9 protein-coding genes are annotated in these 14310 nt (G+C 64.6%); 6 read left to right on the top strand and 3 right to left on the bottom strand.

The features are described from left to right. The first annotated feature begins 94 nt into the window (after positions 1-94). A complete protein-coding gene (locus tag F2P44_RS00850) occupies positions 95-757 on the top strand; it encodes a GNAT family N-acetyltransferase (protein ID WP_167084138.1) in 663 nt (220 codons plus the stop codon). Between the two features lie 3 nt (positions 758-760). Here the strand turns inward: F2P44_RS00850 and F2P44_RS00845 are convergent, their stop codons facing one another. Beyond that, on the bottom strand, positions 761-1270 hold the full coding sequence (locus tag F2P44_RS00845; protein WP_167084137.1) for an Lrp/AsnC family transcriptional regulator: 510 nt from the start codon (positions 1268-1270) through the stop codon (positions 761-763). A gap of 125 nt (positions 1271-1395) precedes the next feature. Between F2P44_RS00845 and hppD the strand changes: the two genes are divergently transcribed. From hppD to F2P44_RS00830, 3 genes are all read left to right on the top strand, one after another. Next, positions 1396-2517 (top strand): 4-hydroxyphenylpyruvate dioxygenase, encoded by a 1122-nt coding sequence (hppD, locus tag F2P44_RS00840; RefSeq protein ID WP_167084135.1) that lies wholly within the window; start codon positions 1396-1398, stop codon positions 2515-2517. 35 nt (positions 2518-2552) lie between these two features. Beyond that, complete coding sequence (locus tag F2P44_RS00835; protein ID WP_167084133.1) at positions 2553-6125, top strand: indolepyruvate ferredoxin oxidoreductase family protein; 3573 nt, start codon at positions 2553-2555, stop codon at positions 6123-6125. Positions 6126-6277: 152 nt separating this feature from the next. Next, entirely contained in the window at positions 6278-6679 is a 402-nt protein-coding gene (locus tag F2P44_RS00830) for a DUF3224 domain-containing protein (protein ID WP_099873718.1), read from the top strand. 22 nt (positions 6680-6701) lie between these two features. Here the strand turns inward: F2P44_RS00830 and F2P44_RS00825 are convergent, their stop codons facing one another. Continuing rightward, positions 6702-7097: an MAPEG family protein gene (locus tag F2P44_RS00825; protein ID WP_167084131.1), complete on the bottom strand. Its 396-nt coding sequence runs from the start codon at positions 7095-7097 to the stop codon at positions 6702-6704. Positions 7098-7228: 131 nt separating this feature from the next. Here F2P44_RS00825 and F2P44_RS00820 point away from each other — a divergent pair, with 131 nt between their 5' ends. Together F2P44_RS00820 and F2P44_RS00815 are read left to right on the top strand one after the other, a co-directional pair. Beyond that, positions 7229-11110: a M48 family metallopeptidase gene (locus F2P44_RS00820; RefSeq protein ID WP_167084129.1), complete on the top strand. Its 3882-nt coding sequence runs from the start codon at positions 7229-7231 to the stop codon at positions 11108-11110. 95 nt (positions 11111-11205) lie between these two features. Beyond that, complete coding sequence (locus F2P44_RS00815; protein ID WP_167084127.1) at positions 11206-12966, top strand: M14 family zinc carboxypeptidase; 1761 nt, start codon at positions 11206-11208, stop codon at positions 12964-12966. 27 nt (positions 12967-12993) lie between these two features. Here F2P44_RS00815 and F2P44_RS00810 read toward each other — a convergent pair whose 3' ends face one another. After that, positions 12994-14211, bottom strand: a complete 1218-nt coding sequence (locus F2P44_RS00810; RefSeq protein ID WP_502572626.1) for a HipA domain-containing protein — start codon at positions 14209-14211, stop codon at positions 12994-12996. Positions 14212-14310: the final 99 nt, after the last annotated feature.

Genomic DNA, 14310 nt, shown 5'->3' with positions numbered 1-14310 from the left:
TGGCGGCCGCCCAGGTCGGGAACGACGGGTGGAATGCGCTACAATGGGTAAATGGTGCACTGCACAATAAACGTCACGGAAAACGGCCGCAATCATGTTCACAAACCCCTTCAGCAACTGGCTCAGCGCCCGCAGCGGTAGCAAGAGCCGCCGCAAGGTGCTGGTCAAGCAGCTCCACGAACGCGACCGCCACCGCGTGCTCAAGCATTTCCTCGCGCTCGACAACAGTGACCGCTTACTCCGCTTCGGCACCAACCTGCCTGATGAACTGGTGGAAGCCTATGTCGCCAAGATCGACTTTTCCCACGATACCGTCTACGGCGTCTATAACCCGGTCTTCAAGCTGGTCGCGGTCGGCCACCTGGCCTTCGCGCCCAGGCCAGCCTCGTCGCACGCCCTGAGCAGCACCACCAAGGATATCGTGGCCGAATTCGGCGTGTCGGTGTCGGCCTCGGCGCGCGGGCTGGGCATCGGTTCCAAATTGTTCGAGCGCGCCGCCATCCGCTGCCGCAACCTCGATGTCGACACCTTGTATATGCACTGCCTCTCGTCCAACCAGACCATGATGCACATCGCCAAAAAGGCCGGCATGGAAATCCAGCGCGACTATGGCGAAGCCGACGCCTACCTGCGCCTGCTGCCACCCGACCCGGCCAGCATGCTCAGGGAAGCCATCGACGAGCAGTTCGCCACCATCGACTACACCCTCAAGGCCAACACCCGCGCCGCGGTCAAGTTCTTCGTGCCGAAGAAGTAAGCCTCAGACCAGCGGCAGCGCGGTCGTATCCTTGATCCGCTGCAGCGCGAAGCTCGACTTCACGTCCGCCACCGCCGGGTGGCTCAGGAGCGTCTGCATCATGAAGCGCGAGAAGTGGTCCATGTCTTCCACGTGCACGCGCAGCAGGTAATCCATTTCCCCCGTCATCGCATAGCAGGCCACCACTTCCGGCCAGTGCTCGACCGACAGCGCGAAATCGGTATGCGGCGAACTGGTGGCGCGGCGCGCTCCGGCCGCGTTGCTGGAGCCCTCGCTGTGCTTTTCCAGCCGCACGTTCACATACGCCAGCAAACCGAGCCCGATCTGGGCCGGGTCGAGCAGCGCCACGTACTGGCGGATCACGCCCGCCTCTTCCAGCCGCTTGATGCGGCGCAGGCAGGGCGAGGGCGACAGGCTGACCCGGTCGGCCACGTCCTGGTTCGACAGGCGCCCGTCCGCCTGCAGAATCGCCAGAATCTTCCGATCTGTTTTATCCAGCACAATTTTTGGCATATTTCCTCAGAAAGCGGCATTTCAACGCAATATTATTGCTCAAATCGCCGCGCGTGGGGCAGTGTTTGAAATTTAATGCCGATGCCGCAGGACTATACTGTGCCCTATTAAAATAGGAGACTGTCATGCAATTTACGCCTTGGGAAAACCCGATGGGGACCGATGGATTCGAGTTCGTCGAGTATGCGGCGCCGGATCCGAAAGCGCTCGGCGCCCTGTTCGAGCAGATGGGCTTTACCGCCATCGCGCGCCACCGCCACAAGGACGTGACCTTGTATCGCCAGGGCGAGATCAACTTCATCATCAACGCCGAAAAAGACTCGTTCGCGCAGCGCTTCGCGCGCACCCACGGCCCGTCGGTGTGCGCCATCGCGATCCGCGTGGACGACGCGGCCATGGCTTACCGGCGCGCGCTCGAACTGGGCGCCTGGGGCTTCGACAACAAGACCGGCCCGATGGAACTGAACATCCCCGCCATCAAGGGCGTGGGCGATTCGCTCCTGTATTTCGTCGACCGCTGGCGCGGCAAGGGCGCCAACGCCGGTTCCGCGCCGGGCACCATCGGCGACATCAGCATCTATGACGTCGACTTCGTCGCCATCCCGGGCGCCATCGCCAACCCGATCGGCAACGGCCTGACCTACATCGACCACCTGACCCACAATGTGCACCGTGGCCGCATGAAGGAATGGGCCGAGTTCTACGAGAACCTGTTCAACTTCCGCGAAGTGCGCTACTTCGACATCGAAGGCAAGCTGACCGGCCTCAAATCGAAGGCCATGACTTCCCCGTGCGGCAAGATCCGGATTCCGATCAATGAATCGTCGGACGACAAATCGCAGATCGCCGAATACCTCGATGCCTACCACGGCGAAGGCATCCAGCACATCGCGCTCGGCACCGACCATATCTATACCTCGGTCCAGGGCCTGCGCAATAGCGGCATCGTGTTCCAGGACACGATCGAAACCTACTATGAGCTGATCAACCGCCGCCTGCCGGGCCATGGCGAGAACCTCGAGGAAATGCGCCGCCTGCGCATCCTGATCGATGGCCACAGCAACGAAACCGAACGCGAACTGCTGCTGCAGATTTTCACGCAGACGGTGATTGGCCCGATCTTCTTCGAGATCATCCAGCGCAAGGGCGACCAGGGCTTCGGCGAAGGCAATTTCCGCGCGCTGTTCGAGTCGATTGAACTCGACCAGATCAAGCGCGGCGTGCTGCAGGACACGACTGCGGCTTGAAGCGCGGCGTACAAGAATATACGGAGACAAAGACAATGAATGCACCGCTAGACCGGGCTCAGCTCGACGCTGAGCCGTCGCACGAGATTTCGCTCGACGACAAATGGACGCTGGAGCGCGGCCGCGCCTTCATGACCGGCACCCAGGCGCTGATCCGCCTGCCGATGATGCAGCGCGAACGCGACCTCAAGGCCGGCCTGAACACCGCCGGTTACATCACCGGCTACCGCGGCTCGCCCGTGACCTCGGTCGACATGACCGCGGTCAAGGCCAAGAAGCACCTCGACGCCCACCACGTCAAGTTCCATCCCGGGATGAACGAAGACCTGGCCGCCACCGCCGTCTGGGGCACCCAGCAAACCAACCTGTTCAAGGACGCCAAGTACGACGGCGTGTTCTCGATGTGGTATGGCAAAGGCCCCGGCGTGGACCGCTGCGGCGACGTCTTCAAGCACGCCAACAATGCCGGCAGCGCCAAGCATGGCGGCGTGCTGGTACTGGCCGGCGACGACCACGCGGCCAAGTCGTCGTCGACCGCGCACCAGTCGGACCATATCCTGAACGCCTGCGGCATTCCGGTGCTGTACCCGGCCTCGGTGCAGGAATACATCGACTACGGCCTGCACGCCTGGGCCATGAGCCGCTATACCGGCTTGTGGGTATCGATGAAGTGCGTCACCGACATCATCGAATCGGGCGCCGTGGTCGACTTCGACCCGGACCGCGTCCAGATCGAACTGCCGACCGACTTCGTGCTGCCCGAGGGTGGCCTGAATATCCGCTGGCCCGACACCGTGCTCGATATGGAAGTGCGGATGAACAGCTTCAAGTGGTACGCGGCACTGGCTTACGCGCGCGCCAACAAGCTCAATAAGATCATCTGGGACAGCCCGAAACCGAAGATCGGCATCATCACCGCCGGCAAATCGTACCTGGACACGCGCCAGGCGCTGGCCGACCTGGGCATCGACGAGCAGGCAGCGGCCGACATCGGCATCCGGCTGTACAAGATCGGCATGACCTGGCCGCTCGAAGCGGAAGGCGTGCACGAATTCGCCAAGGGTCTCGACGAAATCCTGGTGGTCGAAGAGAAGCGCCAGATCCTGGAATACGCGCTCAAGGAAGAACTGTACAACCTGCCGGATGGCCAGCGTCCGCGCGTGGTCGGCAAATTCGACGACACCGGCGAATGGTCGAACAAGGGCGGCACCGGCCACGGCGACTGGCTGCTGCCGGCCACCTATGAGCTCAACCCGGCCCAGATCGCACGCGCGATCGCCAGCCGCATTTCGCACTACTGCGCCGGCCATCCGGTCGAGCAGCGCGTGAAGGAACGCATCGCCTACCTGGAAGCGAAAGAGCTGGTACTGAAAAACGTCAGCACCAAGCCCAATCCGGACACCGACCGCACGCCGTATTTCTGCTCCGGCTGCCCGCACAACTCCTCGACCAAGGTGCCGGAAGGCTCGCGCGCGCTGGCCGGCATCGGCTGCCACTACATGGTGCTGTGGATGGACCGCGAAACCTCGACCTTCACTCACATGGGCGCCGAAGGCGTGACCTGGGTTGGCCAGGCGCCGTTCACCAACGAGAAGCACGTCTTCACCAACCTGGGCGACGGCACCTACTTCCACTCGGGGATCCTGGCGATCCGCGCGGCGGTGGCGGCCAAGGTCAACATCACCTACAAGATCCTGTTCAACGACGCGGTTGCGATGACCGGCGGCCAGGAATTCGACGGTCCGCTTGACCCGGGCATGATCAGCCGCCAGATCGCGGCCGAAGGCGTGGGCCCGATCATCGTCGTCACCGACGAACCGGAAAAATACCCGTCCGACTACAAGTGGGCCGAAGGCGTGACCGTGCGCCACCGCAGCGAGTTGATGGATGTGCAGCGCGAACTGCGCGACAAGCCGGGCGTGTCGGCCATGATCTACGACCAGACCTGTGCGTCCGAAAAACGGCGTCGCCGGAAACGCAACGAGTACCCGGATCCAGCCAAGCGCGCCGTCATCAACGAGGCTGTGTGCGAAGGCTGCGGCGACTGCTCGGTGCAGTCGAACTGCCTGTCGGTCGAACCGCTGGAAACGGAACTGGGCCGCAAGCGCCAGATCAACCAGTCGTCCTGCAACAAGGACTTCTCGTGCGTGACGGGTTTCTGCCCGAGTTTTGTCACGGTCGAAGGCGGTTCGCTCAAGAAGCCGAAGAAAGCCGCCGCCGGCGAAGCGGCCCCGCCGCAGCTGCCGACGCCTGTGTTGAAAGGCACGGCCGCGCCGTACGGCATCCTGATCACCGGGATCGGCGGCACCGGCGTGGTCACCGTCGGCCAGATCCTGGCGATGGCGGCCCACGTCGAAGGCAAGGGCGCCATTGTGCTCGACATGAGCGGACTGGCCCAGAAGGGCGGCCCGGTGATGTCGCACGTGCGCCTGGCCGACAAGCAGGCCGATTTGCATTCGACCCGCGTGGGCACCGGCAGCGCCGACCTGGTCATCGGCTGCGACCTGATCGTCACGGCCAGCCGCGACGCCCTCTCGCGCATGGGCGAAGGCCGCACTTACGCGGCGATCAATTCGACCGGTTCCTCGACGGCGGCATTCGTCAAGAACCCGGACTGGCAATTCCCGGGAGCGTCCTCGCAAGCGGAAATCGTCAAGGCTTGCGGTGCCGAGCGCGTCGATTTTATCGATGCCGGCCAGATCGCCACGGCGCTGATGGGCGACTCGATCGCCACCAATATGTTCATGCTCGGCTACGCGTGGCAAAAAGGGCAGGTGCCTTTGAGCGAAGCGTCGATCTTGAAGGCGATTGAACTGAACAATGTCTCGGTGGGCTTCAACAAGAGCGCCTTTACCTGGGGCCGCACGGCGGCACACGATCTGGCGTCGCTGGTGAAAATGACGACGCCGGCCAAGGTGATCGAATTCAAGCGCACGCAAAGCCTGGACGAGATCATCAACAAGCGCATCGAACTGCTGACCGCTTACCAGGATGTCGCCTACGCCAACCAGTACAAGGCCTTCGTGGACCAGGTGCGCGCCGAGGAAGCGAAGCTGGGCAAGGGCACGCGCCTGACCGAAGCGGTGGCGCGCTACTTCTACAAGCTGATGGCGTACAAGGACGAGTATGAAGTCGCGCGCCTGTACACCAATGGCGCCTTCCAGGAGAAGATCGCCGGCATGTTCGAGGGCGACATCAAGCTCAAGTTCCACTTGGCGCCGCCGCTGTTCGCCAAGCACGACTCCAAGGGCCAGCTGATCAAGCAGGAATTCGGCCCGTGGATGATGAAGGCGTTCGGCCTGATGGCCAAGATGAAGGGCTTGCGTGGCGGCGCGCTCGACATCTTCGGCTACACGGCGGAGCGCAAGATGGAACGCGCGCTCATTACCGAGTACCGCAACACGGTCGGCGGCCTGCTGCCGAAGCTGAACGCGGAGACCTTGTCGCAAGCGGTGGCCATTGCCAGCATCCCTGAAGATATTCGCGGGTACGGGCATGTGAAGGAGCGCCACCTGAAGGCGGCCAAGGAGAAGGAAGCCGCGCTGCTGGCGGCCTTCGGCAAGCCGGCCTCGCCGGACGGCGTGATCCAGATCCATCGGGTTGCGTAGACCGGGTCGCGTAAGACCGGGTCGCGTAAGACCGGGTCGCGTAGGCCGGTGGCGTAACACCTGTTAGTGTCAGATGAATGGCCCGCCTCCGAGCGGGCCATTTTTTATCCGGGGTATCATGGGGGCTTCGCAATTGACGAGGCCAGACGACCATGTTCATCACCGCCAAGGGAACCTTCGAGATCACCATGCAAGCGCCGCCATCCGGGGAGGGGGCGGGCCGCGTCTCTCTGGGGCGAATGCTGATCGATAAATACTACAGCGGCGATTTGATCGGCATTGGCCAGGGCGAGATGCTGTCGGCCGGCAATCCCGCCGCCGGTTCGGCGGGGTACGTGGCCATCGAACATGTGACCGGCACGCTGGACGGCATGAGCGGCAGCTTCGCGCTGCAGCACGCAGGCACCATGCATGCGGGCGCCAGCCACCTGTCGATCAGCATCGTGCCCGGATCGGGGACCGAGGGGCTGGCCGGCATCCAGGGTAAGTTCAAGCTCGACATCGTCGACAGCAAACATTACTACGAGCTTGAGTACACGATGGACCTGGTGTAAAACCGGGGTCGACGCAGGGACCTTACGGCAGCAAGATCGCCACCAGCATCATCCCCAGCCCCACCATCGACACCGTCCACACAATCGAGCGCAGCACCGGAATGCCGGCCGCGTACAGCGGCACGTACACCACGCGCGCGACCAGGTAAGCCCAGGCGCCCCACAAGGTCAGGGCGCCCTCGCGCCCGCCCACATGCGCAATCAGGACGGCCGCCGCAAACAGCGGCAGCGTCTCGAACAGATTGGCCTGGGCCCGCTGAAGACGCGCCGTCACCGGCCGCGGCGGCGGCGCCCCGCCATCGCGCGGACCCATGTTGTACTCCATCCCGGTTTCCCTGTTCCGGAACGCGCTGGTCAGCATGATCTGCACCACCGCCAGCACCAGGGTCCATCCCAGGATCATCAGTTCGGTCGTCATCTTGTATTTCCTTGTGTAAGCCGACGCTTGCCGGCAATGTGATCAGATTAACAAAATATGCCGCAAGGCAGCGTACGTCTTATGTTGCTTTTTGTGCATATATATTGCGTCTAGACAAATTCCTCGAGCATTTGTCCTTTAAAATTGAATGTTTTGCATCTTTACACCGTCCTCAACGCCAGGAGACTGCCATCAACGCCCCGATCAACGCCCCGTCCCCGGAACTGGCGGCCCGCCTGACCGCCCCGAGCCGCGCCTACAAGAACAGCGCGCGCCTCGCGGTGGCCGGCTTGCTGCTGTTCGTCGCGCTGTACTGCGGTCTGGCCGGCTGGTTCATGTACACCCCGTGGCAAGTCTTCGTCGACGGCGCCGGCAGCGACCTGGGCATTTTCGCCTACATCATGGCCGCCTGTTCGCTGTTCATCGGCGTGCTGATGCTCAAGGCGATCTTCTCGGTGCGTAACGCCAAGTTCGAGGACTTGCACGAGGTCACCGCCAGTGAGCAGCCGCGCCTGTTCGCCTATCTGTTCGAGCTGGCCGACGCCGCCGGCGCGCCGCGTCCGCACAAGGTGTTCCTGTCGGCCAGGGTAAATGCCGCGGTGTTCTACGACCTGTCGCTGTTCAACCTGATTTTCCCGTCCAAGAAGAATCTGGAAATCGGCCTGCCGCTGGTGAACACGCTCTCGCGCGGCGAACTGCGCGCCGTGCTGGCGCACGAATTCGGCCATTTCGCGCAGCGTTCGATGGCGGTCGGGCGCTGGGTCTACGTGGCCCAGCAGATCGCCGGCCACATGGTCACGCGGCGCGACAAGTTCGACGAGTTCCTGGCCGGCGTGGGCCGGATCGACTTCCGCCTGGCCATGGCGGTCGGCGTGCTGCAGGTGATCATCTGGTCGATCCGTTCGCTGGTCGACTCCGTGTTCCGGGTGGTGGTGATGCAGCGCGCCCTGTCGCGCGAGATGGAAATGCAGGCTGACCTGGTGGCTGTGTCGCTCACCGGCAGCGACGCCCTGATCCACGCGCTGCACCGCACCCGTGGCGCGGACGACGTCTGGGCGCGCGCGCTGTCGTTCATCCACCGTGAACACGCCACCGGGCGCACCACGCGCGACGCGTTCACGGTCCAGACTCACCTGCTGCAGCGCATGAGCAGCATCCTCAACGACCGCACTTACGCCGAGGTGCCGCCGCTGCCCGAGCAAGGCCGCGAAGCGCACCGCGTGTTCAAGGCCGAACTGGCGCAGCCGTCCAAAATGTGGCGGACCCACCCGCTCAATCACGAACGCGAAGCGAACGCCAAGCGCATTTACGTGGCGGCCCCAATCGACCCGGCCAGTGCCTGGACGATCTTCGAGCAGCCATCCGCACTGCGCGAACAGATGACGCGTAGCTTGCTCGGCGACAGCCGGTCCACGCCGGTCGACCTGGAAGAGTCGCTCAAGACGCTGGCGCTTCCGTTCCAGCGCGAACAGTACAACCGCCGCTACTGCGGCGTCTATTTCGGCCGCCCGCTGACCCGCCATGCGTCGGCTTTGTCGCAACTGCGCGACGGGCATTACGCCGCCGCGCCGGACACGCTGGCGAGCCTGTACCCAGCCACGTTGACGGACGACGTGCAGCTGCTGCGCACCCTGCAGGACGAGCGCGGACAGCTCGACGCCCTCATCGCCGGCCACCTGACCGCGCCCGGGGGTGTGGTGCGCCTGCGCGGTGAAGAATTCAGCAAGAAGCAGCTGCCCGCCGCGCTGGAGCGGGTGCGCGCGGAAATCGAGGAAGTCAACGCGCGCCTGCACCGGCACGACTGGCTGTGCCGCAGCTGGCACCAGAACATGGCGCGCCAGTTGGGTGGCGGCTGGGAAGCCTATCTCGACGGCCTGTTAGCGCTGGTGCACTACGCCGAACACCGCCTGGCCGACATGCACGATGCGCAAGGTATGCTCAATAACGCAGCGGCGGTCGTCACGGCGGTGCGCCGCGTGACCGCCGACGGCGTCGCACGCGTGGTCAGGCAGGGTGCCGAGTTGTATAACGTGATGGACCAGATCCACCGCGAATCAGCGTTTGTGCACATCGACCCGCGCTTCGGCCAGCGCCTCGGCCTGAAGACCGACTGGCGCAGGGCCCTGGGCGGCTACTCGATGGCGCCGCCCCACGCGGAGAACATCAACGAATTCATGCGCGACTCCGAAGCCTGGAGTAACGCCCTGTCTGGCTGGCTCGACATGCTGCATGCAGATGCCCTCGAAGAATTGCTGGTCACCGAAACCATGGTCGTGCGCTGTTCGCGCGGCGACGAAGCGATGGTGGCTGCGCCGCTGCCATCGCAGGTGCCGCCCTCGTACCCCTTGCTGCTGGTGGGAGCCGAACGTAAGCGCCAACAGGAACTCGACTGGTGGGCGCGCTTCCAACGGGCCGACGGCGCCGTGCCGGGTGGCGCGCGCCTGCTGGTCGCCGCGTCGATCGTGATCGCGGTCCTGAGCGCCGGCTCGTTCACCAAAGGCGGCGTGTCGGCCTTCGGCAGCGATCCGGTGATCACGGTGTACAACGGCCTTGGTGCGCCGGTCAACGTGAATATCGACGGCAAGCTGATGGGCGTGCCGGCGCATGCGCACCGGGAGCTGAGCGTGCCGATGCTGGGCAAGCACCATGTCGAGACGCGTAGCGCCGACGGGCGCCCGATCGAAATCTTCGATGCCGTTTCACAGCGTGGCGGGCATCCGGTCTACAACGTGGCCTCGGCCGCGCCGCTGGTGCGCTGGGTAGCCACTTACGGCCACGCCAATCCGGTTCCAGAGACCGTACTCGGTGCGCCGCGCTGGATCGACACCGACGTCGACTTCCTGTTCGCCAAGCCACCGCAATCCATCTCCGGCAAGGGCGGCAGGAGTGCGCGCAGCGTGTTGGACGGCATGGCCGACGCGGCCCCGCAAGCGCAGCTTGCGCTGCTCACCGACGAGGCCCAGGCCAAGCACCTCGGCATGATGCACGCGCGCTGGGACGACCTAGCTACGGTGGACGCCGAAACCTGGCTGGCGTATGCGCGCAGGTTCCCGGAGTTTGGCTCCGTTTTGGAGGAACGCCTGAAAAACGCTCCACGCGACGTGCTCCTGCGCCGCATCGACATGGACGAAGCCAGCGCCGCGCGCAAGCCTGCCCTGTGTGCTGAACTGGCTGCGCAATCGGCTGCGCAGCTTGATGATGGCGATCTCAGATACCTCGCGCTGCGCTGCCGCGACAAAGGCGCCATCGTAAAACGCGAGATGGCGCAGGCGCGCGAGCGCTGGCCCGGGAACGCGTGGCTGGCGCGCTGGAGCGCGTTCGACAAGATGCAGGCCAAGGACTTCGCCGGCGCGGTGCCCGCGCTGGAACAACTGGTGCGCACCGTTCCTGCCATGGCCGACGACGCGGCCATCAACCTGGCGCGCGTGCGGCGCATGCTGGACCCGGGTGCCGATCTGGCCGAACTGGAAAACAAGTCGCGCCGTCTGCAGTACCTGCTGGAGGTCGAGAAGGGAGCGCAGGCGGAAGATTCGCCGTTGCGGGCATACCGGGTGTTGTCAACCGGGCGCCTCAACGAGGCAAGCGATATGCCCGCGCTCGATCCGGCGCGCGCGATGCACATCCTGCGCCTGGCGGCCGCCTCGGACGGCGCCGATGCCGGCTTGATCAAACGCGCCATGGCACTGCCGTTTGGGCAAGACATGGACGCGGGCACCATCTGGGTCGGACTGGCGCTGGCGACCAGGCATGGCTACGACGCAGGGCCTTACCGTGAAGCGACGCGCACTGTTGCAGGGCCCTACCAGGAGAAAATGCTGGCCTTCTTCGACAGCATCGCCGCCGGCCAGGACCCGCGTGTGGCCGAACGCCGGCTCGAGACCGGCGATCCGGAGGCGCTCGCCCAAGTCTACAGCGCCGGACTGGTGCTGTTGGGCGAGAAGGCGCCGGCCGAATGGCGCGTGGCGGTCAAGCGCCTGCTGTTCATATCGGAGCGGCCGTACTTCAAGGCATAAGCACCACTGCCAATACGGGGGCGCGCAAAGCCGACTATAATTTTCGGTTCGCGCACCGTGCGCCCCGTATTGACAACTTTGCCGGAGCTTTACCGATGATCCGTTCTGCGCTGCTGCTTGCCCTGCTGTCCGCCGTACCCCTGTCCCACGCCGCCCCCGACCTGAGCACCGTCGCGGAGCGCTCGCAGTTCCAGAAAACCGGGCGCTACGACGAAGTCATTGCGCTCTGCTCAGCGTTCCAGAAAGCGTATCCCAAGCAGGTCAAGTGCATCGAGTTCGGACGCACGCCGGAAGGGCGGCCGATGCAGGCGCTGGTGGTCACGCGCACTGGCGCAATGACGGCGCAGGCCGCGGCGGCGCGCGCCATCCCCGTGGTGCTGGTCCAGGGCGGCATCCACGCGGGCGAGATCGATGGCAAGGACGCCGGCTTCCTGGCGCTGCGCGAGGTGCTGGAAAACCGCGCCGCGCCTGGTGCGCTGGACAAGCAGGTGCTGCTGTTCGTCCCGGTCTTCAATGTCGACGGCCACGAGCGCTTCAAGCAGTGGAACCGCCCCAACCAGCGCGGCCCGGTCGAAATGGGCTGGCGTACCACTGGCCAGAACTTCAACCTGAACCGCGATTACGCCAAGGCCGACTCCATCGAAATGCAGGCCATGCTGGCGCTGGTGAACGCCTGGGATCCGCTGGTCTATGTCGACCTGCACGTGACCGACGGCGCCAAGTTCGAGCACGATATTTCGATCCAGGTGGAACCGGTGCATTCGGCCGACGCCGAATTCCGCAAGGCCGGGCTGGCGCTGCGCAGCGGCGTGCTGGCCGATATTGCCAAGCTGGGCTCCCTGCCGCAGCCGTTCTACATGTCGTTTGCCGAGGATGACAATCCGGCCTCGGGCTTTGCCGACGGCGTCTCGGACCCGCGCTTTTCAACCGGCTATTTTGCCTTGCGCAACCGGATCTGCATGCTGGTCGAGACCCATTCGTGGAAGGACTACCCGACCCGCGTGCGCATCACGCGCAACTCGGTGGTGTCGGTGCTGGACCAGGTGGCGCAGCATGGCAAGGCGTGGCAAACGGTGGCGCGCGAAGCCGATGCGCGCGCGGCGCGGCTGGGCGGCACCGAGCTGCCGCTCACCTACAAGGCCACCGACAAGGTGCGCATGATCGACTTCCGTGGCTACGCGTACACGCGCACGCCGTCGGACGTGTCGGGTGCGCTGATGACGCGCTACGACGAAACCAAACCGCAAATCTGGACCGTGCCGCTGCGCGACGAGATTCTGCCCGACGTGATGGCGACCGCGCCCAAGGCCGGCTACATCGTGCCGGCCGCGCATGCGGCGATGGTGGCGCGTAAGCTGGGCCAGCACGGCATCAGCTACCGTACCTTGGGCGCGGCGCAGCCGACGGCGGATGTGGAGACCTTCCGCGCCGAGAAGGTAACGTACGCACCGGCCTCGCTCGAATCGCACCAGCGCGTGACCTTGCAGGGCGCGTGGAAAACGGAGCCGCGCGCGCTGGAGAAGGGCGCGCTGTTCGTGCCAGTGGCGCAAGCCAAGGCGCGCCTGGTGATCGCCCTGTTCGAGCCGGCCGGTCCGGATTCGCTGGTGCAGTGGGGGATGTTCAACACCGCGTTCGAGCGCAAGGAATACATGGAAGACTATGTGGCCGAGGATGTCGCGCGCGAGATGATGGCGGCCGACCCCGCGCTGGCCGCCGCGTTCAAGGCCAAGGTCGACGGCGATCCGGCATTCGCCAAGAACCCGCATGCGCGCCTGGAGTTTTTCGCCAGGCGCCACGCCTCGTATGACGAGCGCCTGAACCTGTATCCGGTGCTGCGCACGGCGCTGGCGCCGTAAGGCGGTCGGTCCGGGCCTCATCGTGGTTTAGGTGGGGTCAAGTTGACGCACTGTGTTCAAGTGCGGGCGGGCGACGTCTGTTTTGAATTCTCCGGAAATGCGAGGATCACTCATGACGTTTTCCCAGAACTCGAGCGCCATGCGACAGCAAGCCCGAAGGTGCCGCAAATCGAGCCGGGATCCCAGATGCGGCACCCATTCACGATCGGTCACTTCGCCGTGCACGCTCGGGCGGTACAGCATCGGCAGCATGTCGTAGGCCTCGACCAGGCGGCGCTTGCCGTCCGCTGTCCACGACACGGCGATATTCCCGTGATGCCTGTCCGTATTGCCGATCAGCGTCCCGTACAGATCGAGCATCGCCACCGTGGCCACGTCGTCCTCGGGAAGATCGCCCATGCGCCCCAGTTCGCGTGCCACGGCGGTCCAGGGTTGATCGAGCATGCCCACTTCGCCATCGAATGCCTCGAACGTCGCCATCGGCCGGCGTCCTTCGAGTCCGCCCCGATCAATGCGTACCACTTCAAGAAATACCCGCTCTCCGCTCTCGAGTAGCGAGGTGGCCGCGGCAGCAATATTGTTGCGTGCGAGGACGGCCAGCGCCAGATGCTCGCACACCAGCAAATCGCCCCAGCGGCGCCCGCCCGGCGTGCCGACAGGTGGGGAAAACTTCACCATGACATGCTCGATCAACCCTTGTTCGCTGCGCTCGACTACCGCTGTAAATTTGGGCTGTTCGCCGCCGGCCGGGGAACCGGGCGGCTCGCCTTGCATCACCTGTTCGGCCATCACCGGATAGAGCGTGGCGCGCCTGTCCTGCGGGACAAGCGCCTCCCGCATCCTGCCGCGATCAGCGACATACCTGGCGTACGATTCGTTCCCGAGAATGAGGTTGCCGGCCGCGTGTTCGCTGCGCCGCGCGAGATACTGAAGCACATGCTCATCGGTCCACCTGAGGATAGCGGCCGGCAGGTCGAGGTCGCGATGTTTGCGCGGCTCGAAGCGGCCCAGAAAACCGTGCGGCCGCAAGTCCCTGAGAAACCACGGCATGCCCGCGTACAGCGTGGAAGCCTTCGTTTCTGGCCGGGTCAGCACGCAAAAGCCTGCCTGAAGCGGAGTCAGGGCGCCGATCACGGTCACCACGCCCTTTCCGGATACGCAATACACGGGTAGCGGGGCTGCAACCCCGGGTACCTGGCGTTGCAGCGCATACCGGCGCCTTGCCCGCGCCCAGCGCAACGCCATCCGGCATGGCTTGCCACAGGCGCGACAGGGTCGATTGGCTGACCGTTAACGCATCCATGATCGCCGATGCGTTGGCCGGGCCGCGCAGCAACAGCCGCC

The sequence above is a fragment of the Massilia frigida genome (genome assembly GCF_011682175.1).
GTDB lineage: Bacteria > Pseudomonadota > Gammaproteobacteria > Burkholderiales > Burkholderiaceae_D > Telluria_A > Telluria_A frigida.
This window is presented reverse-complemented; position numbering and strand designations above follow the sequence as displayed.

Excerpts from the sequence above, each read along its gene's own strand:
- F2P44_RS00850 (WP_167084138.1), top strand. The coding sequence starts at position 95 with ATGTTCACAAACCCCTTCAGCAACTGGCTCAGCGCCCGCAGCGGTAGC.
- F2P44_RS00845 (WP_167084137.1), bottom strand. The coding sequence starts at position 1,270 with ATGCCAAAAATTGTGCTGGATAAAACAGATCGGAAGATTCTGGCGATT.
- hppD (WP_167084135.1), top strand. The coding sequence starts at position 1,396 with ATGCAATTTACGCCTTGGGAAAACCCGATGGGGACCGATGGATTCGAG.
- F2P44_RS00835 (WP_167084133.1), top strand. The coding sequence starts at position 2,553 with ATGAATGCACCGCTAGACCGGGCTCAGCTCGACGCTGAGCCGTCGCAC.
- F2P44_RS00830 (WP_099873718.1), top strand. The coding sequence starts at position 6,278 with ATGTTCATCACCGCCAAGGGAACCTTCGAGATCACCATGCAAGCGCCG.
- F2P44_RS00825 (WP_167084131.1), bottom strand. The coding sequence starts at position 7,097 with ATGACGACCGAACTGATGATCCTGGGATGGACCCTGGTGCTGGCGGTG.
- F2P44_RS00815 (WP_167084127.1), top strand. The coding sequence starts at position 11,206 with ATGATCCGTTCTGCGCTGCTGCTTGCCCTGCTGTCCGCCGTACCCCTG.
- F2P44_RS00810 (WP_502572626.1), bottom strand. The coding sequence starts at position 14,211 with ATGGCGTTGCGCTGGGCGCGGGCAAGGCGCCGGTATGCGCTGCAACGC.